Origin of the sequence: Pseudomonas sp. PH1b, assembly GCF_000633395.1 — a bacterium.
In the GTDB taxonomy this organism is placed as follows: Bacteria; Pseudomonadota; Gammaproteobacteria; order Pseudomonadales; family Pseudomonadaceae; genus Aquipseudomonas.
Map to the genome: position 1 here is coordinate 35,226 of NZ_AYMU01000009.1, position 23,949 is coordinate 59,174.

Sequence of the window (23,949 nt, forward strand, 5' to 3'; positions counted from 1 at the left end):
CGGCGTCTTTTGCCCCGAGGCTTTCAACGGGGCGCTCATCATAACAGGACGGCCCCGCCCAAGACAGCGGCCGTCATAGGGACGCAAGCCGCCATGCAAGTGAAACACCTGCTGCTGATCGCCATCCTCGCACTGACCGCTGCTTGCTCATCGAAGGAAGTCGTTGACGAAAACCTGAGCGAAGTCGAGTTGTACCAGCAGGCGCAGACCGACCTGGACAACCACAGCTATACCAGCGCCACTGCCAAGCTCAAGGCCCTGGAATCGCGCTATCCCTTTGGTCGCTACGCCGATCAGGCACAGCTCGAGCTGATCTATGCCAACTACAAGAACGCCGAGCCGGAAGCTGCCAAGTCCGCCGCCGAGCGCTTCATTCGCCTGCACCCCCAGCATCCGAACGTGGACTACGCCTATTACCTCAAGGGCCTGACCTCGTTCGACCAGGACGTCGGCCTGCTGGCGCGTTTCCTGCCACTGGACATGACCAAGCGTGACCCGGGCGCGGCCCGTGACTCCTACAACGAGTTCGCCCAGCTCACCAGCCGCTTCCCCAATAGCCGCTACGCGCCAGACGCCAAGCAGCGCATGATCTACCTGCGCAACCTGCTGGCGGCCTACGAAATCCACGTGGCCGACTATTACCTGACCCGCCAGGCCTATGTCGCTGCCGCCAACCGTGGCCGCTATGTCGTGGAAAACTTCCAGGAAACCCCTTCCGTGGGTGACGGCCTGGCGGTGATGACCGAGGCCTACCAGCGTCTGCACCTGGACGAGTTGGCCGCCACCAGCCTGGAAACCCTGAAACTCAACTACCCGAACCACCCAAGCCTGGTGGACGGTCAGTTCGTGCCAAGCGTGGCCGAGGCGGACAACCGCTCCTGGCTGAGCAAGGCCACCTTGGGCCTGATCGAATCCCGTCCACCGCTGCCGCCGGGAGAAACCCGCGCCAACCAGGACGTGATGAAGCAATACCAGGATGCCAAGGATGCGATTCCCTCGGAGCTCAAGCCTAAAGACAGCAATGGCGACGCCATCGAAGAGGAAGAACACGAAGCTGCCGGCAACAACAGCGACCGCTCCTGGTTCAGCTACATGACCTTCGGCGTGTTCGACTGATACCGACCGCAGGCATGAAAAAGGGAGACTTGAGGTCTCCCTTTTTCATGCCTGGACCTTTCATGGGCCTGTGCGACCGACGGGCGCTTGGCTAAACTGCCGGATCTTTCACCACAAAGCTGGTTGCCATGGTTCGTCTACTGTTCTGGATCGCTCTGATTGCCGCTGCGGTATGGTTCTGGCGCAAGTTCAAGCGCCCTGCCTCGCCCCCCCGCACCTCCCACGAACCGGCCAGCACCCCCATGGTGCGCTGCGCCCATTGTGGCGTGCACCTGCCGCAAGACCGGGCATTGGGCCTGTCACAGCAATGGTATTGCAGCCAGGCGCACTTGGAGCAAGGCCCGACCAACCAGGATCGCTGATGCCTGGGGCAAGGAACTCAAGGGTGAAAAACAGCGTCTGACACGGACCATCCACGGCCTTGGTCAGCGCATGAACCGGCTCGTCGCCCGTCTTCTCCCCTTGCCCTCCCCGCCACAGGACCTGTCCTGTGGTCCCGGGACACCTGAAAGACCATTCCTCGCGCACAATTGGCTACACAATAACCAGCACCGTCTATACGCCCCTCCATCATCGAACCGGCCAGCTTCGAGCCCGTGCGCAGCTGCTTCGCCCTGCCCCAACGGCACATGCAGGCGCCAATACCCGGGCCGCCCGCAGTACCTGGCGCCCAGCGCAATCGCCCCGGCGAGCCTAGACTTCAACTCTCGCGCACAAGACCGGCGTCGTTCCCCGCCGCTCATTCACGGATGAAGATTGCTGCCACCATGAATCCACTGCAGACGGTGCTGGTGGTCGATGAGGCCACGGAAATCCGCGCCCTAGTGGAAATCACCCTCGGCCGGATGCGCCTGCTCACCCAGAGTGCACGCACCCTGCAGGAGGCCCGGGCGCGCCTGGCTCAGGAACGCTTCGATCTGTGCCTGACCGACCTGCAACTACCGGACGGCAGCGGGCTGGAGTTGCTGCAACACATCCGCCAGTGCCATCCCGGCCTGCCCGTGGCGGTGCTGAGCAGCAGCGCCAACGATGAAATCACCGCCAGCGCCCTGCAAGCCGGGGCCTGCGACCTGCTGCACAAACCTCTGGATCTCAAGCACCTGCGGGAACTGGTGGGCGATACCCTGAAACGACGGCCATGCTCCACGATCGCCCCACAACTGCTGGGAAGCTCGCCCCCCATGGAGGCTCTGCGCCAGCATATCGACAAGCTGGCCCGCAGCCAGGCGGCGGTCTATATCAGCGGCGAGTCCGGCAGCGGCAAGGAGCGCGTGGCCCGTCTGCTCCACCAGCTGGGCCCCAGGGCCCGGCAGCCGTTCATTCCGGTCAACTGTGGCGCCATTCCTGGCGAACTGATGGAGAGCGAGTTCTTCGGGCACTGCAAAGGCAGCTTCAGCGGCGCCATCGCGGATCAGCCCGGGCTGTTCCAGGCGGCTCACGGGGGCACTCTGTTTCTCGACGAGGTCGCCGACCTGCCCCTGGGCATGCAGGTAAAACTGCTGCGGGCACTGCAGGAAAAGTCGGTGCGCGCCGTGGGCAGCCAGCAGGAAAGAGCGGTCGACGTGCGGGTTCTGTCAGCCACCCACAAGGACCTGAAGCACGAGGTCGCGGCCGGACGTTTTCGCCAGGACCTCTATTACCGTTTGAACGTCATCGAACTGCAGGTGCCGGCCTTGCGCGAACGCCGAGGAGACATCGGGATACTGGCGCGGCATATTCTCCAGCGCCTGGCCCGCGACAGCGGTGGCCCGGCTGTCCAACTGCGCCCCGAAGCACTGCAAGCCCTGGAGCAATACGGATTTCCCGGCAACGTGCGGGAGCTGGAGAACCTGCTGGAGCGGGCCCAGACCCTCTGCGAAGGCCCCTGGATAGAGCGCGACGATCTGCATTTGCCAACGCCGGAAAGCGCCGGCACCAGCGCCTCGTCAACCGCCCCCAGGCTCGATCTGGCACTGCACCTGCAGCAGGTAGAGCGCCAGTTGCTGCTCCAGGCCCTGGAGCAGACCCGCTGGAACCGCACAGCGGCGGCTCAGCGCTTGAGCCTGTCGTTTCGTTCAATGCGCTATCGCATGAAGAAGCTCGGGCTGGATTAGAGCCGGCCCTCGGGCGCATAGGGCGCAGGGTCGATAATCGGCGGGCGCCCCAGCAGCAGGTCGCAAAACAGCTGGCAAGAAGCGGGCGCCAGTACCAGGCCGTTGCGGTAATGCCCGCAATTGAGCCACAGGCCGGAAAACCCCGGTACCGGCCCGATATAGGGAATGCCTTCCGGAGAGCCCGGGCGCAAACCGGCCCAGTGCCCCACCACCTCGGCCTGGGCCAGGGCCGGAATCAGCTCCACGGCGGATGCCTTGAGGCTGTCCAGGGCCGACTCGGTCGGAGTCTTGTCGAACCCCTCATGCTCCAGGGTACTGCCCACCAGGATGTGACCATCGCGCCGGGGAATCGCATAGCGCCCCTTGGCCAAAACCATGCAGGAAAGGAAGTCGGCGGCGCATTTGTAGAGGATCATCTGCCCCTTGACCGGTTCCACCGGTAGCTCCAGCCCCAGACTGCCCAGCAATTCGCCGCTCCAGGCGCCGGCACAGAGCACCACCTGATCGGCATGAATCTCGCCCAGCGAGCTGTGTACGCCGATGACTCGCTGACCGTCACGGATAAAACCGCTGACCGTGCATTGCTCGTCAATATGCACATTGGGCAAGGCCATCAAGGCGGCCTTGAGGGATTTGACCAGTCGCGGATTGCGCACATTGGCCACGTCAGCCATGTAGATCGCCTGCTGGTAACCGCGCCCCAGCACCGGCACCGCATCATGCACGGCACAGATATCCACGCTACTCAGAGGGCGGCCTTCACGCTGCGCCCACTCCAGGGCCTGGGCCTGGTCCTCCAGGTCCAGCCAGTAGAGCCCGGTGGTATGCACCTCTGGATCAACCCCGGTGGCGCTGAACAGCTGCGCCGCCAGCTGTGGATAAAAATCCTGGGACCAATGGGCCAGGGCGGTGACCGCCGGGCTATAGCGCCATGGATAGAGAGGCGACACAATCCCGCCTCCCGCCCAGGACGACTCGCGTCCCAGCCCCGCGCGCTCCAGGAGCCGCACCTGCAGGCCCTGTGAGGCCAGATTGAAGGCGCTGAGCAGGCCGATGACCCCGCCGCCCACCACCAGCACTTGCTGTTGTTTAGCCATAGTCCGATCCAATCATGAGAAAGACAGAGGGCGCCGCAGCCCCCAAACAGATAATCAGCGCCCCCAGCAATCCTTCGCCGTCACCCCTTCGGCCTGGCCGCTGACGTCAATGGCGCCGGTCTGGTCGAGGGTGAAGCTGCCGCACTTGTCAGCGGCCATCAGCCCATCGGCCTTCGGCGTCGCGGTCAGCGAGAAGCCTGTGTCGGTCAAGGTCGGGGTGATGCTGTAGTACTCGTTGCCGGCACTCAGGTCCGCAGCCCCGGTATAGACCCCGGCCTTGGAGTAATGGCGCTCGAGCTGCTGGGCCTGCTCGGTGAGCAGCACTGCGATCTCGCTGCGATGGGGCTTCTTCAGGTATTCGGTGAGGCTGGGGAGGCTCAAGGTAAGGACCAGACCGATGATCGCAATCACGATCATGATTTCGATCAGGGTAAAACCTTGGTTGGATCTGCGCATGGTCAAGAATCTCGCTTACTGGATTTGTCGCCACAGGATGCGCCGGCTGCCACCGCCGGGCCTTTCCACCAGGGTGCTGATGCCGCCACTGGAGTCACTGATGATCTTGCGGGCGCCATTGCTGGCAACGCCGCCGAGGCTGGGCACGGAGCCGATGAACCGTACCCCGCTGGAGGGCTGGTCCTGGTCATCCACGACACCGTCGCCATTGGTGTCGAGCACCGCGGCGTCGAGCATCTTACCGCTGAACGCCTCCAGCTCGATCAATTTCCCGCTTGCGGTGCTTGAACAAGGGTCATCGGCCTCCAGTTGCACAGTGCTGAACACCAGCCGCCCCGCCACCAGGGTTGCTTCCCTCAGCACCCGCTCCCCGGTGAACAGGTTGTCCTGCGCCAGGGACAGGTACCAGCCGCGCTGCACCGGATAATTCACTTCATTGCGGGTACTGCGCAAAAAGTTGCCGGCCGGTGCACTGAAACCGGCCTCGAGGCCCTGAACCTGCAACTGCCCTTCGGTTATCCCGCCCGAACTGCCCTCGGCATCCCACACCCCATAGAACCCCTGCCGCGCCCGGCTTTGCTTGTCCCCTGTCTCGTTGAGCTTGCCGGTGCCGAACAGCAGCAGCTTGCCGCCCCGGGGATGGTCCAGCAGCTGCGGCGCCACACTGATCGGCTGGCGGGCTCCGCCGGGGGTGCTGAACAATGGTTGCCCGGCAAATGCCAGGCCCCAGTGGGCGCTATCGGCGCTTCCCAGTTCGAACTTCCACATCCGCCCCTTGAGATCACCCGCGTACGCCGCCTGCACTTCGTTACGCGCATTGACCCGGAGACTGACGGACGACAAACCATTGTCCGGTTGATCGTCGATGACGATCTCGCGAATCAGCGAGCCGTCTCGCAGGTCCAGTACATACAGCGCAGCCACCCCGGAGTGGCTGCCGTAACCATTGCCGATAAAGGCCGCCCAGCGGCCGTCGGCCAGGCGTGCCACCTGGGCACTGGCGTAGGCATAACCCAGGTCATTGAAAGGAAGATTGGCCTGCGCCTGGGCCGGAGCACTGACTTCCCACAAGGCATCGGGATGGTTGCCGTGGAGCACGTCGAACAAGCGCACGGCAAACACACTCTTGCCGCCCGCGCCAGCACCTGCAAGAGCCAAGGTTTGCCAAGCTCCGTCTAGCTGCGCGTCAAATACCGCCACGGGGCCATCGACCAGAAACCGGTGCCGCTCGCCCTGGCGATACCTCTCATCGGCCACCTGGGCCAGACCGCCGAGCGCACTGGATGGCATATAGGCATAAAGACGTGCGCCGCTCTCAGGATCCAGCACATTGAAGAAGCCGTCGTTGGCATTCACCAGCAGGCGGCTGGCCATTCCCGTGAGCTTGTGCGCCAGGTAACGGCTGTAATCAGCGTCGGCCGCAGAATCAGCGGCATTGCGCTGGCTCGGGGATGCCAGCACCAGTGGTGAATGAACGATGTCGCCCAGCACTTGGCGCCGCAACCTGAGCCCGGCAATGGGTTGCCCCTGACTCCAGCGCAGAAGATCGGCGCCGCCGACTCCTGGCGGCAACGACAGGTCAAGTTCAGCACGCTGGGCCGCCGACAGTTCGCCATGGGCCAGGCGCACCGGACGGCGGCTGGCGTTGTTCCAGGTTTGAAAGGTTCCCGGCGCCGCCTCGGCAATCAAGGTGGTATCGGTGCTCCACAAGGGCAAGCGGCTATCCACCGCCACCTTGGAGTCGATCCCGTAGGCGCGGATCGTGCCATGCCAGTCACTCGGATCGTACTGGCTCTGGTAATAGCGTCCGGCAGCACTGTCCAGCACACCGCCGCCCGCGCTCACTCCATGGGCAACGCCCTCCCCCAGAACCCCTGCCAGCCTCTGCTCGAGGTTGGCCCGGGCCTGGAAATACTCACCCTCGCCGTAATTCGCGGCGTCCATCAGCAACGGGCTGCGAGGGGAGAAACCCACGGTAAAGGTGTTCAGGTACTGCCGAGGAAAATCCACGGCCGCCCAACTCTTGCCGGCCTTATCCACCCCGCTGCCGCGCAGGTCGATATCGAAGGCGAACTTCGCCAGGTCATCGAGCAGCAGCGCCTGGCCTTCACGCTCGACGCCATCGTTGCCAATCCCGTCCCAGTTGGGCAGGCGCCCTTGCCCCTGGGGATCGTTGAGAGGGAACTGCCGATCATGATCAGCGATGCCGGCACTGATCACTACGCCGTAGTTTTTCTGACAACGGTACTGGATAGGGCTGCTGTAGAGCGCAGGCGAAAGGTTGTAGTAAGGCACCATGCCCCGCAGGTAGCGGGTGATTTCGTAGTAGGTTTCCGCCAGGGGCGTATGGCCGCCAGCCTTGAGGCCGCTGATGGCGGCCAGCAGCGCCTGGTAGTTGGCCTCGGCCTGGGCAGTACTCAGGCCCCCGGCGTTGGCGGACAGGTCACTGACAGGGCGCGCGATGTAGCCTCCAGGCCCGGGATCGCCGGCAATTGGCGGATTGAAGGTCGCCAGTCCAAGGCGCAGCGAGCGATGCCGGGTCACCAGGGCCGTTGCCAGCTTGCGCGCAACGCTCATCCGGTCATCGCCGGGTATGGAGCCGTCGGTGAAGTCTCGTTCACGGCCCTGGGCCCGCTCCAGCAACCAGGCCAGGTAATCTGCGGAATAAAGAGTCTTGCCCCCGCCCACCGGATCGGGAAGCTGCAAACAGCGGAGCCCACGCTGCGGGTCATGGAAACTGTGGAAGCCCGCCCGGCAGCCCGACTCGCTGAGTGCGGACAAGGGAATGTCCGCCCCCTCGAGTCGCTGCCCCTGGCGGCACTCGCCCGGCTCTCCCCCGCAGCGCCAGACCGGAGACCGTGCCTGGGTTGGATCGAACTCCCGCGCATAGACAATGCTGTTCATGCCCTGGGAATCATCCAGCACCAACATCACATTCGGCGCCACCGCTGCCGCCCCCAGCAGCGGGGTGCTGGAGGGACTGAAAGCCTGGACCGGCAACCCCGCACCAAGGCTCAACAGCGCGCCCACCACCCCCTTGAGGACGATCCGCAGCCAATCGGGAATCGCCTCAATACTTGGCATAGATACTTTCCAGCACGGCGCGTGAATGCCCGGCCAAGCCAACGGCAGTCACTCGATACAAGGTCGCCGGGGTATTGCTGGGCACGTTGACCGCGTCCAGCGAGGTGCCAAGATTCTGCACCCCATAAAACCCCTCACCCGTAGCAACCCAGAGCACCCCGGACACCCCGTTCACCCCCTCGGCACTGACCAGCGTGGATTCGGCAGGCGGCGCACACCGGGGCGCTCCAGCACACGCCGCCAGATGAAAGTTCTCCTGCTGGACCGCTCCCTCTCCCACTCGCAGCGCCGCCTCCGCAGCCTGGAATGCGCGATGCTGCAAGGTCAGGCTGGCCGCCATCTTTTCCTGCAAGCTGGCGTTCTGCATGGAGGAAAGGCCGATCATCGTCAGCAGCAACAGAAATACCAGGCTGACCAGCAATGCCATGCCGCCTTCCCTCGCACCTGCCAAACCGGATGGGCAACTCATCAGGGCAACCTGTTGCGCAAGGCTGCCGCCACCGTGAAACTCTGTGGCCGCACGCGTCCTTCGGGGTCGGCCAGGGTCAGGTGCAAACGCACGCTGCGTATGCGTGCCGGGTCCCCCGGATTGCGGCTGTAATGGGAGGCAGCAATGTCCGTTGCGCTACGGGCCATGCCGAAACTCACCTCGAACGTCTCGACGTTATCGAGCAGCACCGCCTGCTGCTTGCCCAGACCGCTGCCCAAAAGCAGTTGATGGTTCTTGAAGCTATAGAAAAGCCGGCGCAGCGCGAACACCTGCTCAGCCCCCGTAGCACCATGGGCACCCGAGTAAACGACGGCGCCCCGCTGACAATCGGTAACCAGGCTCCAGGTCGGGATGCCGCCCTCCTCGCCAATATCGGCAGTGACCAGGGTCAGCTTCTGTTCGCCTTGGTCCCACTGAACCGGGGTCATCCCAAAGCGGGAGAACTCCTTTGCCGTACTGGCATCGGTAATGGTTCGCATGCAACCGGCCAGGCCCGCCATGCGAATCTCCTGGAGCATCTTGCTGAGCACAAAGCGAGCATCTTCCTGCAGGACGGCCGAGGCATTCTGGCTGAGGTAGGTGTTCTTCGCCGCGATGAATACCTGGGCCACCCCGAGCACCACTACCAGGCTCAAGGCCAGCGCCAGCATCATCTCCACCAGGCCGAAGCCCTTGCTGCCAGGATTCATGGCCCTCCTCCCGGCTCCGCCGCCACCCGGCTACTGAGTTCCAGGCTACGCGGGTTGCCCGCGCGGCCTTCGGCACGGGAGTCATCCCAGGTGATGCGCACGGTGTAGACCCGCTGGCTGAAGCTGATGCTGCCCTTGGCATCGGGGCCGCCAAAATTCGCCACATTGCGGGCGAAGTCCTGCAGGTCCTGGTCGCGAATGTTGCCAGGATTGCCGTCGGTGGGGGCCTCTGCCGTGTAGTCGGCCGCCGCATTGGCACGGATCCGGTCCAGCATGTCATAGGCAATGAAACTGGCCTGGGTGCTCATCCGCGCGCTATCGGTGAACTGCAATGCCTTGATCTGCACGGCCGCCGCTCCCAGCAGCCCCACGGCGAGAATCAGCAATGCCACCAGCACCTCGATCAGGGTCATGCCGTCCTGTGCATGCCGCTCCTTCATTCGCAGTCCCCCACCACGACCACCCGCCCATTGAGACAGACATTGATCACCCGACGCTGCTGATCCAGCTCATAGACGATGTGCAACGCACGCTCTGCCGCGAGTCCGCCGTGGCGATTGAAATCAATGCTGTCGAGTCTTGAGGTTAGCGTCAGAGTCGCCCCAGGGCTGATGGCCGGAACAACCCGCAATACATTGCCCGCGGGCTCGCGACCGGCGTACACCGTCAACCCGCGGCTCCAGTCCCCACTTTCAGCAACGGGGCGAATCCGGGTGGCCTGGCCACGGCTGATCGCCTCCAGGCGCGCATAACTCAGGGCCTGGCGCAGCTGCTGGGCTTCGCTATCGGCGCGGTTACGCTGCACGGTGGTGCGATAGGCCGGCAGCGACAGCCCGAGCAGCAGGCCCGCAACGGCCAGGGCGATGAGCAACTCCAGCAAGGTGAAACCCTTTGTACGCAAATTCATGGCCGGCCTTGAAAGCGTCTTCGGCTATAACAGGCAAGCGCCTCGATCAGTCATAGACCGGCACTTCGGCGATTTGCTCAATGCTCACGCACGGATCGCGTGAAAGCGCCATTCCCAGGGAGGGGAGGACCATGCATGAAAAGGGCTTCAGCCTGATTGAACTACTGACCGCAATGGCACTGCTGACGCTGTTGCTGCCGCCGGCCAGCGCGGCCTTCAGCGAACTGCTGCATTCCCAGCGCCAACAGGACAGCGCCCAGATGCTCGCCAGCGGCCTGCGCAGCGCCAGGGCCGCAGCGATCCTGCATCAGCGCACGGCACTGATCCACAGCCTGGAAGGCGACTGGAGCCGCGGCTGGCGAATCGTTCTGGATATCAGCGGCAAGGGCGCACAAGACCCGGAGAACCCGCTGCTGATCGAACGCCAGAGCGGTGGGCAAGTGATGATAGTGGGCAACCGCCCGGTGCAGGATTTTGTACGCTTCAGCGCCCAGGGCAACCCGTTGCTGCCCGGTGGGGCCTTCCAGGCCGGCACGCTGCATGTCTGCCAGGCCGACCAGGAATACAGCCGTCATCAGGTGGTGCTATCACGCAGTGGCCGGGTCAGCCTGCGCAGCGAGTTCGCCGAGCAGGCCCTGTGCGCGGGATCGGGCTGATCAGAGCAAGGAACGAACCCGCAACTCCTTGGGCATGGAGAAGGTGATGTTCTCTTCACGACCGGCCAGTTCATCGGCGCCGGTGGCGCCCCAGGCCTGCAACTGCTGGATCACCCCGCGCACCAGGACTTCCGGGGCCGAAGCCCCTGCGGTAATGCCGATGCGCTCGACACCGTCGAACCAGCTGCGTTGCAGGTCTTCGGCGCCGTCGATGAGGTAGGCCGGGGTGGCCATGCGTTCGGCCAGCTCACGCAGGCGGTTGGAGTTGGAACTGTTGGGGCTGCCCACCACCAGCACCACATCGCACTCGTCGGCCAGTTGCTTGACCGCATCCTGGCGGTTTTGCGTGGCATAGCAGATGTCATCCTTGCGCGGCCCGCCGATGGCCGGGAAACGCGCACGCAAGGCGTCGATCACCCGGCTGGTGTCATCCATGGACAAGGTGGTCTGGGTCACGAACGCCAGGCGCTCGGGGTTGCGGACCTGCAGGTCGGCCACGTCCTTTTCATCTTCCACCAGGTAGATGGCGCCACCGTTGCTGGCGTCGTACTGGCCCATGGTGCCCTCGACCTCGGGGTGGCCGGCGTGGCCGATGAGGATGCACTCACGACCGTCGCGGCTGTAGCGCGCCACTTCGATATGCACCTTGGTCACCAGCGGGCAAGTGGCGTCGAAGACCTTGAGGCCACGACCTGCCGCTTCACTGCGTACCGCCTGGGAAACGCCGTGGGCACTGAAGATGACGATGACGTCATCCGGTACCTGGTCCAGCTCTTCGACGAAGATCGCCCCACGATTGCGCAGGTCTTCGACGACAAATTTGTTGTGCACCACTTCATGGCGCACATAGATCGGCGGCCCGAAGACCTCCAGGGCACGATTGACGATTTCGATCGCCCGGTCCACACCGGCGCAGAAGCCACGGGGATTGGCGAGTTTGATTTGCATGCTGTGCCTCGTGTCTTGCGCGCAAGAAGTAACGAAAACGGTAGAAAACTACATGTCGGAGCGAGCGTATCGGCGATGCTGCCTGGCCTGTCGGCGTTGAAGCCAATGCCTGGCACACATCGCGAGCCAGCTCGCTCCTACAGGATCAAAGCGCCTTGACGTCGATGATCTCGACATCGAAGGTCAAGGTCTTGCCCGCCAACGGGTGATTGAAGTCGACGGTGACCTGAGCGTCATCGAAGGCTTTGACCACGCCAGGCAATTCAGTGTTCGCCGCGTCGTTGAAGATCACCAGCAAGCCTTCCGACAGTTCCATGTCCTGGAACTGCGAGCGCGGGATGACCTGCACGTTCTGCGGGTTGGGCTGGCCAAAGGCGTTTTCCGGCTCGATGGTCAGGGTGCGCTGGTCACCGGCCTTGAAACCGAACAGCGCCGCTTCGAACCCGGGAAGCAGGTTGCCATCGCCAACCTTGAAGGTCGCCGGAGCCTTGTCGAACGTGCTGTCCACGGTGTCGCCGTTTTCCAGGCGCAGTGCGAAATGCAAAGTGACTTCCGTGTTCTGACCGATGCGTTGTTCAGCCAATACCTGTTCAGTCATGAACGGTTTCTCCGGTTTTCTTGCTCTTGAACATATCCAGGGCCAGCATCACCGCGCCGACGGTGATGGCACTGTCGGCGAAATTGAATGCCGGGAAGTACCAGCGGTTCTGCCAGTGCACCAGGATGAAATCGATCACATGGCCCAGGGCGATGCGGTCATACAAGTTGCCCAGGGCACCGCCCAGCACCAGGGCCAGGGCGATGGCCAGCCAGGTCTCGTTGCGCCCCAGGCGCTTGAGCCAGACCACCAGCACCGCACTGACCACGATCGCGATCAGGGCGAACAGCCAGCGCTGCCAGCCGGAGCTGTCAGCCAGGAAGCTGAAGGCCGCGCCGGTGTTGTAGGCCAGGGTCCAGCTGAAGTAATCAGGAATGATCACGATCTGCTGGTACATCTCAAGCTTGCCTTCGAAGTAGAACTTGCTGGCCTGGTCGATGACCAGAACCAGCAAACTCAACCAGAGCCAGCTCAACCGTCCGAAACGGCCAACGGCATTAGGCATAGTGACGGACCTCGCCAGTGCCGCTGATGTTGTCGACACAACGACCGCAGATTTCCGGATGCTCCGGGTTCACGCCGACGTCTTCGCGGCAATGCCAGCAACGGGCGCATTTCGGGAAGGCCGACTTGACGATCTTCAGCTTCAGGCCACTGACTTCGGTGACCACCGCATCCGCCGGCGCCTGCAGCAAAGGTGCAACGCTTGCAGTGGAGGTGATCAGGACAAAGCGCAGCTCGTTGCTCAGCTTGGCCAGGTCGGCGCTCAGCGCCTCTTCGGCAAACAACGTCACTTCGGCTTGCAGGTTGCCACCGACGGCTTTGGCCGCACGCTGGATCTCCATCTCCTTGTTGACCGCCACTTTCACTTCCATGATGCGGTCCCAGTAGGCACGACCCAGCTCGAAGCCTTCCGGCAGCTCGGTCAGACCTTCGTACCAGGTGTTGAGCATGACCGATTCGTTACGCTCGCCCGGCAGGTACTGCCACAGTTCGTCGGCGGTGAAGGCGAGGATCGGCGCGATCCAGCGCACCAGCGCTTCGGAGATGTGGAACAGCGCGGTCTGGCAGGAACGGCGCGCCTTGCTGTCGGCGCCAGTGGTGTATTGGCGGTCCTTGATGATGTCGAGGTAGAAACCACCCAGCTCCTGCACGCAGAAGTTGTGGACCTTGGAGTAGACGTTCCAGAAGCGGTATTCGCCGTAATGCTCTTGCAACTCGCGTTGCAGCAGCAGGGTACGGTCCACTGCCCAGCGATCCAGTGCGAGCATTTCGTCAGCCGGCAGCAGGTCGGTGGCCGGGTTGAAACCGGTCAGGTTGGAAAGCAGGAAACGTGCGGTGTTACGGATACGCCGATAGGCGTCCGCACTGCGCTGCAGGATCTGCTCGGACACGGCCATTTCGCCGGAGTAGTCGGTCGAGGCGACCCACAGACGCATGATGTCGGCGCCCAGGGTGTCGTTGACCTTCTGCGGCGCGATCACGTTGCCCAGGGATTTGGACATCTTGCGGCCGGACTCATCGACGGTGAAGCCGTGGGTCAGCAGCTCGCGGTATGGCGCGTGATTGTCGATGGCGCAACCGGTCAGCAGGGACGAGTGGAACCAGCCGCGATGCTGGTCCGAACCTTCCAGGTACAGGTCGGCACGCGGGCCGGTTTCGTGGCCCATCGGGTGCGAGCCGCGCAGGACGTGCCAATGCGTGGTACCCGAGTCGAACCAGACGTCGAGGGTATCGCTGATCTTGTCGTACAGCGGCGCTTCGTCGCCCAGCAGTTCGGCGGCGTCCATCTTGAACCACGCCTCGATGCCTTCGACTTCAACGCGCTTGGCAACTTCTTCCATCAGTTCGACGGTACGTGGGTGCAGCTCGCCGCTTTCCTTGTTCAGGAAGAACGGGATCGGCACGCCCCAGTTGCGCTGACGGGAGATGCACCAGTCTGGACGGTTGGCGATCATCGAGTGCAGACGTGCCTGGCCCCAGGCCGGAACGAACTTGGTGTCTTCGATGGCTTTGAGTGAGCGCACCCGCAGGGTGTCGCCACTGGCCGGCTCTTTGTCCATGCCGATGAACCACTGCGCGGTGGCGCGGTAGATCAGCGGAGTCTTGTGGCGCCAGCAGTGCATGTAGCTGTGGCTGATGGTCTCGGTGTGCATCAGCGCACCGACTTCAGTCAGTTTTTCAACGATGGCCGGGTTGGCCTTCCAGATGAACTGGCCGCCGAAGAACTCCAGCGACGGCGCGTAGACACCGTTGCTCTGCACCGGGTTGAGGATGTCGTCGTTGACCATGCCGTACTTCTTGCAGGTCACGAAGTCGTCCACACCGTAGGCCGGGGCGGAGTGAACCACGCCAGTGCCGGCGCCCAGTTCCACGTAGTCAGCCAGGTAGATCGGCGACAGGCGGTCGTAGAACGGGTGACGGAAGTTGATCAGGTCCAGTTCTTGACCGGTGGTGGTCGCGATGACCGAGCCTTCAACGCCATAGCGCGACAGGCAAGACTCGACCAGCTCTTCAGCCAACACCAGCAGCTTGTCGCCGATATCGACCAGTGCGTAAGTGAATTCCGGGTGAACGTTCAGCGCCTGGTTGGCCGGGATGGTCCACGGGGTGGTGGTCCAGATCACGATCGAGGCAGGCTTGCTCAGCGACGGCAGGCCGAAGGCGGCAGCCAGTTTGGCCTCGTCGGCGATCGGGAAGGCAACGTCGATGGTCGGGGACTTCTTGTTCTCGTACTCGACTTCCGCTTCGGCCAGTGCCGAACCGCAGTCGAAGCACCAGTTCACAGGCTTCAAGCCCTTGAACACGAAACCGCCCTTGACGATTTCAGCGAGGGCGCGGATTTCGCCGGCCTCGTTCTTGAAGTCCATGGTCTTGTAAGGATTGGCGAAGTCGCCGAGCACGCCGAGGCGGATGAACTCGGTCTTCTGTCCTTCGATCTGCTCGGTGGCGTAGGCACGGCACAGTTCGCGGGTCTTGTCCGCGCCCAGGTTCTTGCCGTGGGTCACTTCAACCTTGTGCTCGATCGGCAGACCGTGGCAGTCCCAGCCCGGAACGTAGGGTGCGTCGAAACCCGAAAGGGTTTTCGAGCGGATGATCATGTCCTTGAGAATCTTGTTCAGCGCGTGACCGATATGGATCGTGCCGTTGGCGTACGGAGGGCCGTCGTGCAAAACGAACTTCGGACGATCCTTGCCAATTTCGCGCAACTTTCCGTACAGGCCAATGCTGTCCCAACGCTGCAGAATCTGTGGTTCGCGCTGGGGCAGGCCGGCCTTCATTGGGAAGGCGGTGTCCGGAAGGTTTAGCGTGGCTTTATAGTCGGTCATTTAAGGCTCTTCATTAGCGATTGGCGCTATGGATACGTGCCACTTGGGCACGGGCGGCGGCAACATCCGCATTGATCGCCGTCTTCAACGCCTCCAGGGAGGCGAAACGCTGCTCTTCACGCAGCTTATGGTGGAAAACCACCGTCAAACGCCGGTCATACAGATCGCCGGCAAAATCTAAAAGATGAACTTCCAGGTGGGCCTTGCCATCACCTGCGACCGTAGGCCGGACGCCGATATTGGCGACTCCCGGCCAGATCTTGCCGCCGATCTCGACACTCACCAGGTACACCCCGGAAAGCGGCACGCGACGGCGTTTCAATTGCACATTGGCAGTGGGCGTGCCCAATTGGCGCGCCAGCTTCTGCCCATGCAGGACCCGCCCGGCAATCCGGTAGGGACGACCGAGCAGACGCTCGGCCAGAGCAAAATCGGCGGCGGCCAGCGCATTGCGGACCTGGGTACTGCTGACCCGCAGGCCATCGAGCTCTACCGTTTGCGCAGCCTCGACGGTGAACCCGTGGGCGATGCCGGCCTGCTGCAGGAACTCGAAGTCGCCGACCCGGTCGCAACCGAAGCGGAAGTCGTCACCCACCTCCAGGTGCTGCACCCCCAGGCCGTGCACCAGAATCCGCTCGACGAACTCGGTGGCGCTGAGCTTGCTCAGGCGCTGGTTGAACGCCAGGCACAGGACCCGGTCAACGCCCTCCTCGGCCAGCAGCTGCAACTTGTCCCGCAGGCGGGCCAGGCGGGCCGGCGCGGTCTCGGGGGCAAAGAATTCACGCGGCTGCGGCTCGAAAATCACCACGCAGCTGGGCACGCCCAACTCGAGCGCACGTTCACGCAGCCGGCCCAGGATAGCCTGGTGACCACGGTGAACACCGTCAAAGTTGCCAATAGTGGCGACGCAGCCCCGATGCTGGGGGCGCAGATTGTGGAGGCCTCGAACCAGCTGCATAACGCGCTTCTTGCTCATAAAGTGGTCGATTATAACCACACCCGGCGGTCAACGACAGGCAGCACCGTCACCCGAAGTGATCGAACCGACAAAACCAGTGCCTGCCTGGTGCCAACGACTCAAGAGTCGTCAGTTCAAGGCCTTGCGATTGAAGTGCCGCAGGCGGAAGCCCAACAGCGCCAGCATGCCGAAATAGGCCACCACTCCTGCAACCACCAGCCCCCCCAGGCGCAGGAAGCGTTGCAGCATGTGCCCCTGATCCCAGGCCGGCATGAAGTGCATCAGGCCCAGCAGTACCGCCGACATCACCGCCACCGCCACCAGAAGCTTCAGGGTAAACAGCCCCCAACCCGGTTGCGGCTGGAACATCTGCTGCTTGCGCAACTGATAGAACAGCAGCCCGGCATTGATGCAGGCCCCGGCGCTGATGGCCAGGGCCAGCCCGGCATGCTTGAAAGGCCCAATAAATGCCAGGTTGAGCAACTGAGTGACGATCAAAGTGAAGATGGCGATTTTTACCGGAGTGCGGATGTTCTGTTGCGCATAGAAGCCCGGCGCCAGCACCTTGATCACGATGATTCCCAGCAGGCCCACGGCGTAGGCCACCAGGGCCCGCTGGGTCATGGCGGCATCGAAGGCGCTGAACTCGCCGTACTGGAACAGCGACACAGTCAGCGGCTCGGCAAGAATACCCAGCGCCAGGGAGCACGGCAGCACCAGGATGAAGCACAGGCGCAGGCCCCAATCGAGGATCCGCGAATACTCGTGGCGATCCTTGCTGGCGTAGGTCTTGGCCAGGGTCGGCAACAGGATGGTCCCCAACGCGACACCCAGCACGCCGGAAGGCAGCTCCATGAGTCGGTCGGCGTAATACATCCAGGACACCGAACCCGCCACCAGGAACGAGGCGAAGATGGTGTTGATGATCAAGGATATCTGGCTCACGGAAACCCCGAGGATCGCCGGCAGCATCTGCTTGAGCACCCGCCAGACCCCGGTATCCCGCAGGTTCAGGCGCGGCAGTACCAGCATGCCGATCTTCTTCAGGTGCGGCAGCTGATAGAGCAGTTGCGCCAGGCCGCCGGCCAGCACCGCCCAACCCAGGGCCATCACCGGCGGATCGAAATACGGCGTCAGCCACACCGCGAAGATGATCATGCTGACGTTGAGCAGGGTCGGCACGAAGGCCGGCACCGAGAAACGGTTCCAGGTGTTGAGGATCGCTCCGGCCAGGGAAGACAGCGAGATCAGCAATATATAAGGAAAGGTCACCCGTAGCAGGTCAGTGGTGAGGCTGAACTTTTCCGGCGAGTCGACAAAGCCCGGGGCCGTAGCCCAGATGACCCAGGGCGCGGCGACGATGCCCAGGGTCGTGACCAGCGCCAGCACCAGGGTCAAAAGGCCCGAGACATAGGCTATGAAAGTGCGCGTGGCCTCCTCCCCCTGCTGGCTCTTGTACTCCGCGAGGATCGGCACAAAGGCCTGGGAAAAAGCCCCTTCGGCGAAGATCCGCCGCAGCAGATTGGGCAGCTTGAAGGCGATGAAAAAGGCGTCCGTGGCCATGCCGGCACCGAAGGTGCGGGCAATGATGGTGTCACGTACAAACCCCAGGACCCGGGAAAGCATCGTGATGGAACTGACGGCGGCCAATGACTTGAGCAGGTTCATGAAAAGGTTTTGCGCCTTGTAGATAAACAGCAGGCGAACAGACACCTACTTATGCGATACTCCGCGCCGCAACAGCACAGAGCCAAAGCTCGCGAGTTTACAGGTCAAGCGCCGGAAATAAATATCCCGCCTCTTCAGATCGACCACTCAGCGGAACGCATCACCCGCCCTTGACAAGACTTCAACTCATCGGCATGATTCGCGGCCTATTTTGTTTGCTATTTCCCAAAAAGTCTTTCGAGGAGCTCGACGGTGGCCAACACACCTTCCGCCAAAAAACGTGCAAAACAGGCTGAGAAGCGTCGCAGCCACAACGCCAGCCTGCGTTCCATGGTTCGTACCTACATCAAGAATGTAGTTAAAGCCATCGACGCAAAAGACGCTGAAAAAGCTCAAGCTGCTTACGTTCTGGCCGTGCCAGTTATCGACCGCATGGCCGATAAAGGCATCATCCACAAGAACAAAGCTGCTCGCCATAAAGGTCGTCTGAATGGCCACATCAAGGCTCTGAACCTTGCTGCTGCAGCCTAAGCGACACGCTTGTTAAAAAACCGACCCAAGGGTCGGTTTTTTATTGCCTGCCATTTGACCACCCCAACAGGCCAGCCCCACTACCACCGAGACCGGCCCGCCAGCGCTCAGATGATCACTGATGAGGCCATGGCAGGATCGGGATCGCCGTCACCGCATTCTGCGGGCTGCCCTCGATCAGCCGATCGCTATAGACCAGGTACACCAGGGTATTGCGCTTCTTGTCGAGAAAACGCACCACCTGCATGGTCTTGAATACCAGCGACGTGCGCTCCTTGAACACCTCATCGCCATCCTTGAGCTCACCCTTGAAGGCAATCGGCCCCACCTGGCGACAGGCAATGGAAGCCTCGGCGCGATCCTCCGCCAAGCCCAGGCCACCCTTGAGCCCACCCGCCTTGGCCCGCGACAGATAACAGGTCACACCCTCGACCTTGGGATCATCGAACGCCTCGACCACGATCCGGTCATTTGGCCCGACAAACTTGAACACCGTGGATACCTGGCCAATCTCTTCAGCCGACACCATGAACGGCATCGCCAGGAACAAACCCAACAATCCTTTTGCTACGCGCATTCGCTTTTCCTTACGCCACTTACACCAGAATCAGATTATCGCGGTGAACCAGCTCCGGCTCAGCCATGTAACCCAAGACAGCGACGATCGCATCAGACGGCCGCCCCATGATCTTTTGCGCCTCGAGCGCACTGTAGTTGGCCAGGCCACGAGCGATTTCGCGACCATCAGGCGCCACACAAACCACCATTTCGCCGCGACGGAAGCCACCCTGGACCTGCTTGACCCCCACCGGCAGCAAACTCTTGTTGCCCTGGGACAGGGCCGATACCGCCCCGGCATCCAGCACCAGGGTGCCACGAGTCTGCAGATGCCCGGCCAGCCACTGCTTGCGCGCCGCCAGCATGCCGCGCTCCGGCGACAGCAGGGTCCCCAGACGCTCGCCAGCCTTGAGCCGATCCAGCACCCGCTCCAGACGCCCACCCACAATGATGGTATGAGCCCCGGAACGCGCCGCCAGCCGCGCCGCGCGCAACTTGGTCTGCATGCCGCCACGCCCCAGAGCGCCGCCCGTACCACCCGCCACCGCATCCAGCGCCGGATCATCCGCCCGCGCCTCGTAAATCAGCCGGGCATCGGGATTGCTGCGCGGATCAGCATCGAACATGCCATCGCGGTCCGTGAGAATCACCAGTAGGTCAGCCTCCACCAGGTTGGCTACCAGCGCCGCAAGCGTGTCGTTATCGCCAAAGCGGATCTCATCGGTTACCACGGTGTCATTCTCATTGATCACCGGGACGACCTTGAGATCCACCAGCGCCCGAAGAGTACTGCGGGCATTGAGGTAACGCTTGCGGTCCGAGAGATCGTCATGGGTCAGCAGAATCTGCGCGGTATGCCGGCCATGCTCGGCAAAGCTCGACTCCCAGGCCTGCACCAGGCCCATCTGGCCAATAGCCGCGGCCGCCTGCAGCTCATGCATCGCACTCGGTCGTGCGGTCCAGCCCAGGCGACTCATACCGGCCGCCACTGCACCAGAGGAAACCAGCACCAACTCAACGCCAGCCTCATGCAAGGCCACCATCTGCTCGACCCACACGCCCATTGCCGCGCGATCCAGCCCCTTGCCATCCGCCGTCAGCAGTGCGCTGCCGATCTTCACGACCCAGCGTTGCGCACCCGTCACCTTGCTCCGCATCTTATTCAACCTTTGCCAGCGAGCGACGCGACCGAGCGCCACTCATGGGGTTATTCGTATTTAGACCTGCAGACACCAAAACGCCGCTCAGATGAGCGGCGCCTTGAAAGCTGGCTGACAACGATGATAACACCGCATCAAACCAGATAAACCGTCTTCGCAGGCCTGCCTGCGCCTACAGAATCAGTCGCGAACGTAGATGATTTCCGGACCATCCTCATCATCCACATCTTCTTCATCCCAATCGTCGTCACCGATGTCATGAACGCTCTTCACGCCGCTGCGGCGCAGGGCACGCTGGTCGTCCAGAGCCTGCAACTGTGCACGAGCCTCGTCTTCGATGCGCTGATCCAGCTCGGCCAGTTCGTCGGCGAAGACCGGGTCGGCCGCCAGGCGATCAGCACGATCTTCCAGGTAGCGCATGATGTCGCGACTCAGGCGCTCGGTGCCGTCCTTGGAGATGGCCGAGATCACATACACCGGCCCCGTCCACTCCAGGCGATCAACGATTTCCTTGACCCGCTCTTCATGCTCTTCCTCAAGGATCTGATCGCACTTGTTCAGCACCAGCCAGCGCTCACGCTCGGCCAGGGACGGGCTGAACTTGACCAGCTCATTGACAATCACCTCCGCCGCATCCGCCGGGCTGCTTTCATCCAGCGGAGCCATGTCTACCAGGTGCAGCAGGATACGCGTGCGCGCCAAGTGCTTGAGGAAGCGAATCCCCAGACCCGCACCATCGGACGCACCCTCGATCAGACCCGGGATATCGGCAATTACAAAGCTTTTCCAACGATCGACACTGACCACACCCAGGTTCGGCACCAGGGTGGTGAATGGATAATCCGCCACCTTCGGCTTGGCCGCAGAAACCGAACGAATAAAGGTACTCTTGCCGGCATTCGGCAAGCCCAGCAGACCTACGTCGGCCAACACCTTCAATTCCAGCTTGAGATCACGCTGCTCGCCCGGCTTGCCCGGCGTCGTCTGACGCGGAGCACGGTTGGTACTGGATTTGAAACGGGTGTTGCCCAGCCCGTGCCAGCCGCCCTGCACCACCATCAGGCGCTGACCCGCCTTGGTCAGGTCGCCGATGACTTCCTGAGTCCCGGCATCGATGATCGTGGTACCCACCGGTACCCGCAGCTCCAGGTCTTCACCCTTCTTGCCGGTGCAGTCAGTGCTGCCGCCGTTGGAGCCACGCTCGGCATCGAAGTGCCGGGTGTAACGGTAATCCACCAGGGTATTGAGGTTTTCGTCGGCGATCATGTAGATCGAACCGCCATCACCCCCATCACCACCGTTGGGTCCACCGTTCTCGATGAATTTTTCCCGACGGAAACTCATGCAGCCATTGCCGCCGTCGCCAGCTTTTACTCGGATCGAAACTTCATCAACAAACTTCATAATCAAACGCCTCTCGCCGCACGGACGAGCTGAAAAAAATCAAGACATAAGACTCTTGCAAAAATGAGCGCAGCGACCTCAATCAACGACCGAAACATCCAACGCTGGCAGCCCATACAAACAGTTTTGCAAGAGACTCATCCCACAAACGAAAAAGCCCCGTCGCGAGACAGGGCTTTTCCAGCGATCGCGCAATTAAGCTGCGACGACGCTCACGTAACGGCGGTTGAACGCGCCCTTTACTTCAAACTTGATCACGCCTTCGATTTTCGCGAAGAGGGTGTGATCCTTACCCATACCAACGCCGTAGCCAGCGTGGAATTGGGTGCCGCGCTGACGCACGATGATGTTGCCCGGAATGATTTTCTGGCCGCCATACATCTTCACGCCAAGGCGTTTGGCTTCTGAGTCGCGACCGTTACGGGTACTACCACCAGCTTTTTTGTGTGCCATGAGTTCAATTCTCCTAGTGAGGAATTAGGCTGTAATTAAGCCTGAATACCGGTGATTTTGATCTCGGTGAACCACTGGCGGTGGCCCATACGCTTCATGTGGTGCTTACGGCGACGGAACTTGATGATGCGGACTTTATCGTGACGACCTTGGGAGATCACTTCAGCCTTGACGGTTGCGCCAGCAACAACAGGTGCGCCGATGTTCACGTCGTCGCCATTGGCAACCAACAGAACGCGGTCAAAAGTCACGGATTCGCCGGTGGCGATTTCCAGTTTTTCGATCTTCAGGTATTCACCTTCAGCGACCTTGTATTGCTTACCACCGGTAACGATTACTGCGTACATGGTATTTCTCCGATAATCCTGCTCACCCAGCTCTTTATAAGAAGAGGTATTGGCTGGCATGGCTGCATGGGGCTGGAACGGCCCAAGTGCAATTGCGTAAGGCAGGTGCTGCCCAGGAAGTTCAGGGTGCGCGATTGTACGCAAGGCACAATAGCGATGCAAGTGCCGTTCAGGCGGCGCGAGGCGGTGCCCAGGTCAGTGCCGGGGAGGTTAATGGTGCACTGAAACCAGACTTAAACAGCCATGAATGACTATATCCCAGTGTTTTACCCTGGCAAATTCAGGCCGGCCGGGGCCTTGACCAGCCCGGACCGCGCCTTGACACCTGCCAACGCGGGTCCTAGCATGCCGCGCAACCCTTCTGGAGCACCTGTCGCTGATGCAACCCCAAGCTTTCTACCGCGCGGTGGCGGACGATTTTAGCGCCGTCGACGGCATCATCAAGAAACAGCTGACTTCCCGAGTACCGCTGGTATCGAAAATCGGCGACTACATCACCTCGGCCGGAGGCAAGCGCCTGCGTCCTCTGTTGGTGTTGTTGTGTGGCAAAGCCCTGGGTCGCGAAGGCGATGACCTGCGCCTGCTGGCCGCCACCATCGAATTCCTGCACACCGCCACCCTGCTGCACGATGACGTGGTCGACATGTCCGGCATGCGCCGTGGCCGCTCGACCGCCAACGCCATGTGGGGCAACGCTCCCAGCGTGCTGGTGGGTGATTTCCTATACTCGCGCTCCTTCGAGATGATGGTCGAACTGGGCTCCATGCCGGTCATGCGCATCCTTTCCCAGGCCACGCGGATCATCGCCGAAGGCGAAGTCCTGCAGCTGTCCAAGGTGCGTGACGCCAGCACCACCGAAGAAACCTATATGGAAGTCATCCGCGGCAAGACCGCGATGCTCTTCGAAGCCTCGACCCACAGTGCTGCGGCCCTCGCCGGCGCCACCGAGGAACAGGCGCAAGCCCTGCGCACCTTTGGCGACCACCTGGGCGTGGCCTTCCAACTGGTCGACGACTTGCTGGACTACCGCGGCGACGCCGAGACCCTGGGCAAGAACGTCGGCGACGACCTGGCGGAGGGTAAACCGACACTCCCGCTGATCTACACCATGCGCGAAGGCAACCCGGAACAGGCCGCCCTGGTTCGCCAGGCGATTCAGAAAGGCGGTATCGAAGACCTGGAAAGCATTCGCGAGGCGGTTGAAGCCTCAGGCTCCCTGGAGTACACCGCGCAGTTGGCCCGGGACTATGTCGCCCGCGCCATCACTTGCCTGCAAGCCCTGCCACCCAGCGAATACCGCGACGCCCTGGTAGAGCTGAGCGAGTTCGCCGTCGCCCGTACTCACTGATCCCGCCTCGGCTCCTGCCCAGTGCAGGAGCCGGCCAGCCGGGCAGCTCCCCGCCCCCC

The 23,949-nt window shown here is 62.2% G+C and carries 24 protein-coding genes; 6 read left to right on the plus strand and 18 right to left on the minus strand.

What is annotated here, in order from left to right:
- Positions 1-93: 93 nt before the first annotated feature.
- From U873_RS0115705 to U873_RS0115715, 3 genes are all read left to right on the plus strand, one after another.
- Positions 94-1,116 carry an outer membrane protein assembly factor BamD gene (locus U873_RS0115705; protein ID WP_025129165.1) on the plus strand — a complete coding sequence of 341 codons (1,023 nt, stop codon included), beginning with the start codon at positions 94-96 and terminating at the stop codon, positions 1,114-1,116.
- Between the two features lie 128 nt (positions 1,117-1,244).
- Entirely contained in the window at positions 1,245-1,478 is a 234-nt protein-coding gene (locus U873_RS0115710) for a PP0621 family protein (RefSeq protein WP_025129166.1), read from the plus strand.
- 405 nt (positions 1,479-1,883) lie between these two features.
- Positions 1,884-3,209 (plus strand): sigma-54 dependent transcriptional regulator, encoded by a 1,326-nt coding sequence (locus U873_RS0115715; protein WP_025129167.1) that lies wholly within the window; start codon positions 1,884-1,886, stop codon positions 3,207-3,209.
- Here U873_RS0115715 and thiO read toward each other — a convergent pair.
- The 7 genes from thiO to U873_RS0115750 are packed head-to-tail and all read right to left on the minus strand — an operon-like array spanning position 3,206 to position 9,932.
- Positions 3,206-4,306, minus strand: coding sequence for a glycine oxidase ThiO (thiO, locus tag U873_RS0115720; protein ID WP_025129168.1), 1,101 nt, complete (start codon positions 4,304-4,306; stop codon positions 3,206-3,208). The genes U873_RS0115715 and thiO overlap by 4 nt on opposite strands.
- A gap of 54 nt (positions 4,307-4,360) precedes the next feature.
- Positions 4,361-4,762 carry a type IV pilin protein gene (locus U873_RS0115725; protein ID WP_025129169.1) on the minus strand — a complete coding sequence of 134 codons (402 nt, stop codon included), beginning with the start codon at positions 4,760-4,762 and terminating at the stop codon, positions 4,361-4,363.
- A 15-nt stretch (positions 4,763-4,777) separates the two neighbouring features.
- Complete coding sequence (locus tag U873_RS0115730) at positions 4,778-7,846, minus strand: pilus assembly protein (RefSeq protein WP_025129170.1); 3,069 nt, start codon at positions 7,844-7,846, stop codon at positions 4,778-4,780.
- The gene (locus U873_RS0115735; RefSeq protein WP_043274581.1) at positions 7,833-8,273 is read right to left on the minus strand and encodes a PilX N-terminal domain-containing pilus assembly protein; all 441 of its coding nucleotides are present in this window, start codon (positions 8,271-8,273) and stop codon (positions 7,833-7,835) included. The genes U873_RS0115730 and U873_RS0115735 overlap by 14 nt, the downstream gene beginning before the upstream one ends.
- A 41-nt stretch (positions 8,274-8,314) precedes the next feature.
- Entirely contained in the window at positions 8,315-9,025 is a 711-nt protein-coding gene (locus tag U873_RS0115740) for a PilW family protein (RefSeq protein ID WP_025129172.1), read from the minus strand.
- Positions 9,022-9,465, minus strand: coding sequence for a type IV pilus modification protein PilV (pilV, locus tag U873_RS0115745; RefSeq protein WP_029978436.1), 444 nt, complete (start codon positions 9,463-9,465; stop codon positions 9,022-9,024). The genes U873_RS0115740 and pilV overlap by 4 nt, the downstream gene beginning before the upstream one ends.
- Positions 9,462-9,932, minus strand: coding sequence for a GspH/FimT family protein (locus U873_RS0115750; protein ID WP_025129174.1), 471 nt, complete (start codon positions 9,930-9,932; stop codon positions 9,462-9,464). The genes pilV and U873_RS0115750 overlap by 4 nt, the downstream gene beginning before the upstream one ends.
- Before the next feature lie 131 nt (positions 9,933-10,063).
- On the opposite strand from U873_RS0115750, the gene U873_RS0115755 reads away from it, so the two are divergent.
- Entirely contained in the window at positions 10,064-10,588 is a 525-nt protein-coding gene (locus tag U873_RS0115755) for a GspH/FimT family protein (RefSeq protein WP_025129175.1), read from the plus strand.
- Here the strand turns inward: U873_RS0115755 and ispH are convergent, their stop codons facing one another.
- The 6 genes from ispH to murJ all read right to left on the minus strand — a co-directional run bounded on the left by ispH (position 10,589) and on the right by murJ (position 18,089).
- A complete protein-coding gene (gene ispH, locus U873_RS0115760; RefSeq protein ID WP_025129176.1) occupies positions 10,589-11,536 on the minus strand; it encodes a 4-hydroxy-3-methylbut-2-enyl diphosphate reductase in 948 nt (315 codons plus the stop codon).
- A 145-nt stretch (positions 11,537-11,681) separates the two neighbouring features.
- Positions 11,682-12,119: an FKBP-type peptidyl-prolyl cis-trans isomerase gene (gene fkpB, locus U873_RS0115765; RefSeq protein WP_177330279.1), complete on the minus strand. Its 438-nt coding sequence runs from the start codon at positions 12,117-12,119 to the stop codon at positions 11,682-11,684.
- A 7-nt stretch (positions 12,120-12,126) separates the two neighbouring features.
- Entirely contained in the window at positions 12,127-12,639 is a 513-nt protein-coding gene (lspA, locus tag U873_RS0115770) for a signal peptidase II (protein ID WP_025129178.1), read from the minus strand.
- Positions 12,632-15,463: an isoleucine--tRNA ligase gene (gene ileS / locus U873_RS0115775; RefSeq protein WP_025129179.1), complete on the minus strand. Its 2,832-nt coding sequence runs from the start codon at positions 15,461-15,463 to the stop codon at positions 12,632-12,634. Before ileS ends, lspA begins: the two co-directional genes overlap by 8 nt.
- A gap of 13 nt (positions 15,464-15,476) precedes the next feature.
- Positions 15,477-16,421, minus strand: a complete 945-nt coding sequence (ribF, locus tag U873_RS0115780; protein WP_025129180.1) for a bifunctional riboflavin kinase/FAD synthetase — start codon at positions 16,419-16,421, stop codon at positions 15,477-15,479.
- A 129-nt stretch (positions 16,422-16,550) separates the two neighbouring features.
- Entirely contained in the window at positions 16,551-18,089 is a 1,539-nt protein-coding gene (gene murJ, locus U873_RS0115785; RefSeq protein WP_025129181.1) for a murein biosynthesis integral membrane protein MurJ, read from the minus strand.
- A gap of 252 nt (positions 18,090-18,341) precedes the next feature.
- Here murJ and rpsT point away from each other — a divergent pair, with 252 nt between their 5' ends.
- Positions 18,342-18,620 carry a 30S ribosomal protein S20 gene (rpsT, locus tag U873_RS0115790; protein ID WP_003215870.1) on the plus strand — a complete coding sequence of 93 codons (279 nt, stop codon included), beginning with the start codon at positions 18,342-18,344 and terminating at the stop codon, positions 18,618-18,620.
- A 115-nt stretch (positions 18,621-18,735) separates the two neighbouring features.
- Here rpsT and U873_RS0115795 read toward each other — a convergent pair whose 3' ends face one another.
- From U873_RS0115795 to rplU, 5 genes are all read right to left on the minus strand, one after another.
- The gene (locus U873_RS0115795) at positions 18,736-19,197 is read right to left on the minus strand and encodes a CreA family protein (RefSeq protein ID WP_025129182.1); all 462 of its coding nucleotides are present in this window, start codon (positions 19,195-19,197) and stop codon (positions 18,736-18,738) included.
- Positions 19,198-19,216: 19 nt separating this feature from the next.
- Entirely contained in the window at positions 19,217-20,335 is a 1,119-nt protein-coding gene (gene proB / locus U873_RS0115800; protein WP_025129183.1) for a glutamate 5-kinase, read from the minus strand.
- 183 nt (positions 20,336-20,518) lie between these two features.
- Positions 20,519-21,742 carry an Obg family GTPase CgtA gene (cgtA, locus tag U873_RS0115805; protein ID WP_025129184.1) on the minus strand — a complete coding sequence of 408 codons (1,224 nt, stop codon included), beginning with the start codon at positions 21,740-21,742 and terminating at the stop codon, positions 20,519-20,521.
- Between the two features lie 195 nt (positions 21,743-21,937).
- On the minus strand, positions 21,938-22,195 hold the full coding sequence (gene rpmA, locus U873_RS0115810) for a 50S ribosomal protein L27 (RefSeq protein ID WP_003176049.1): 258 nt from the start codon (positions 22,193-22,195) through the stop codon (positions 21,938-21,940).
- Between the two features lie 35 nt (positions 22,196-22,230).
- Positions 22,231-22,542: a 50S ribosomal protein L21 gene (gene rplU / locus U873_RS0115815; protein WP_007924746.1), complete on the minus strand. Its 312-nt coding sequence runs from the start codon at positions 22,540-22,542 to the stop codon at positions 22,231-22,233.
- A 379-nt stretch (positions 22,543-22,921) separates the two neighbouring features.
- On the opposite strand from rplU, the gene U873_RS0115825 reads away from it, so the two are divergent.
- On the plus strand, positions 22,922-23,890 hold the full coding sequence (locus U873_RS0115825; RefSeq protein ID WP_025129185.1) for a polyprenyl synthetase family protein: 969 nt from the start codon (positions 22,922-22,924) through the stop codon (positions 23,888-23,890).
- Positions 23,891-23,949: the final 59 nt, after the last annotated feature.

Bases quoted from the DNA above. Each gene is read 5' to 3' on its own strand.
- U873_RS0115705 (WP_025129165.1), top strand. From the start codon at position 94: ATGCAAGTGAAACACCTGCTGCTGATCGCCATCCTCGCACTGACCGCT.
- U873_RS0115710 (WP_025129166.1), top strand. From the start codon at position 1,245: ATGGTTCGTCTACTGTTCTGGATCGCTCTGATTGCCGCTGCGGTATGG.
- U873_RS0115715 (WP_025129167.1), top strand. From the start codon at position 1,884: ATGAATCCACTGCAGACGGTGCTGGTGGTCGATGAGGCCACGGAAATC.
- thiO (WP_025129168.1), bottom strand. From the start codon at position 4,306: ATGGCTAAACAACAGCAAGTGCTGGTGGTGGGCGGCGGGGTCATCGGC.
- U873_RS0115725 (WP_025129169.1), bottom strand. From the start codon at position 4,762: ATGCGCAGATCCAACCAAGGTTTTACCCTGATCGAAATCATGATCGTG.
- U873_RS0115730 (WP_025129170.1), bottom strand. From the start codon at position 7,846: ATGCCAAGTATTGAGGCGATTCCCGATTGGCTGCGGATCGTCCTCAAG.
- U873_RS0115735 (WP_043274581.1), bottom strand. From the start codon at position 8,273: ATGGCATTGCTGGTCAGCCTGGTATTTCTGTTGCTGCTGACGATGATC.
- U873_RS0115740 (WP_025129172.1), bottom strand. From the start codon at position 9,025: ATGAATCCTGGCAGCAAGGGCTTCGGCCTGGTGGAGATGATGCTGGCG.
- pilV (WP_029978436.1), bottom strand. From the start codon at position 9,465: ATGAAGGAGCGGCATGCACAGGACGGCATGACCCTGATCGAGGTGCTG.
- U873_RS0115750 (WP_025129174.1), bottom strand. From the start codon at position 9,932: ATGAATTTGCGTACAAAGGGTTTCACCTTGCTGGAGTTGCTCATCGCC.
- U873_RS0115755 (WP_025129175.1), top strand. From the start codon at position 10,064: ATGCATGAAAAGGGCTTCAGCCTGATTGAACTACTGACCGCAATGGCA.
- ispH (WP_025129176.1), bottom strand. From the start codon at position 11,536: ATGCAAATCAAACTCGCCAATCCCCGTGGCTTCTGCGCCGGTGTGGAC.
- lspA (WP_025129178.1), bottom strand. From the start codon at position 12,639: ATGCCTAATGCCGTTGGCCGTTTCGGACGGTTGAGCTGGCTCTGGTTG.
- ileS (WP_025129179.1), bottom strand. From the start codon at position 15,463: ATGACCGACTATAAAGCCACGCTAAACCTTCCGGACACCGCCTTCCCA.
- ribF (WP_025129180.1), bottom strand. From the start codon at position 16,421: ATGCAGCTGGTTCGAGGCCTCCACAATCTGCGCCCCCAGCATCGGGGC.
- murJ (WP_025129181.1), bottom strand. From the start codon at position 18,089: ATGAACCTGCTCAAGTCATTGGCCGCCGTCAGTTCCATCACGATGCTT.
- U873_RS0115795 (WP_025129182.1), bottom strand. From the start codon at position 19,197: ATGCGCGTAGCAAAAGGATTGTTGGGTTTGTTCCTGGCGATGCCGTTC.
- proB (WP_025129183.1), bottom strand. From the start codon at position 20,335: ATGCGGAGCAAGGTGACGGGTGCGCAACGCTGGGTCGTGAAGATCGGC.
- cgtA (WP_025129184.1), bottom strand. From the start codon at position 21,742: ATGAAGTTTGTTGATGAAGTTTCGATCCGAGTAAAAGCTGGCGACGGC.
- rpmA (WP_003176049.1), bottom strand. From the start codon at position 22,195: ATGGCACACAAAAAAGCTGGTGGTAGTACCCGTAACGGTCGCGACTCA.
- rplU (WP_007924746.1), bottom strand. From the start codon at position 22,542: ATGTACGCAGTAATCGTTACCGGTGGTAAGCAATACAAGGTCGCTGAA.
- U873_RS0115825 (WP_025129185.1), top strand. From the start codon at position 22,922: ATGCAACCCCAAGCTTTCTACCGCGCGGTGGCGGACGATTTTAGCGCC.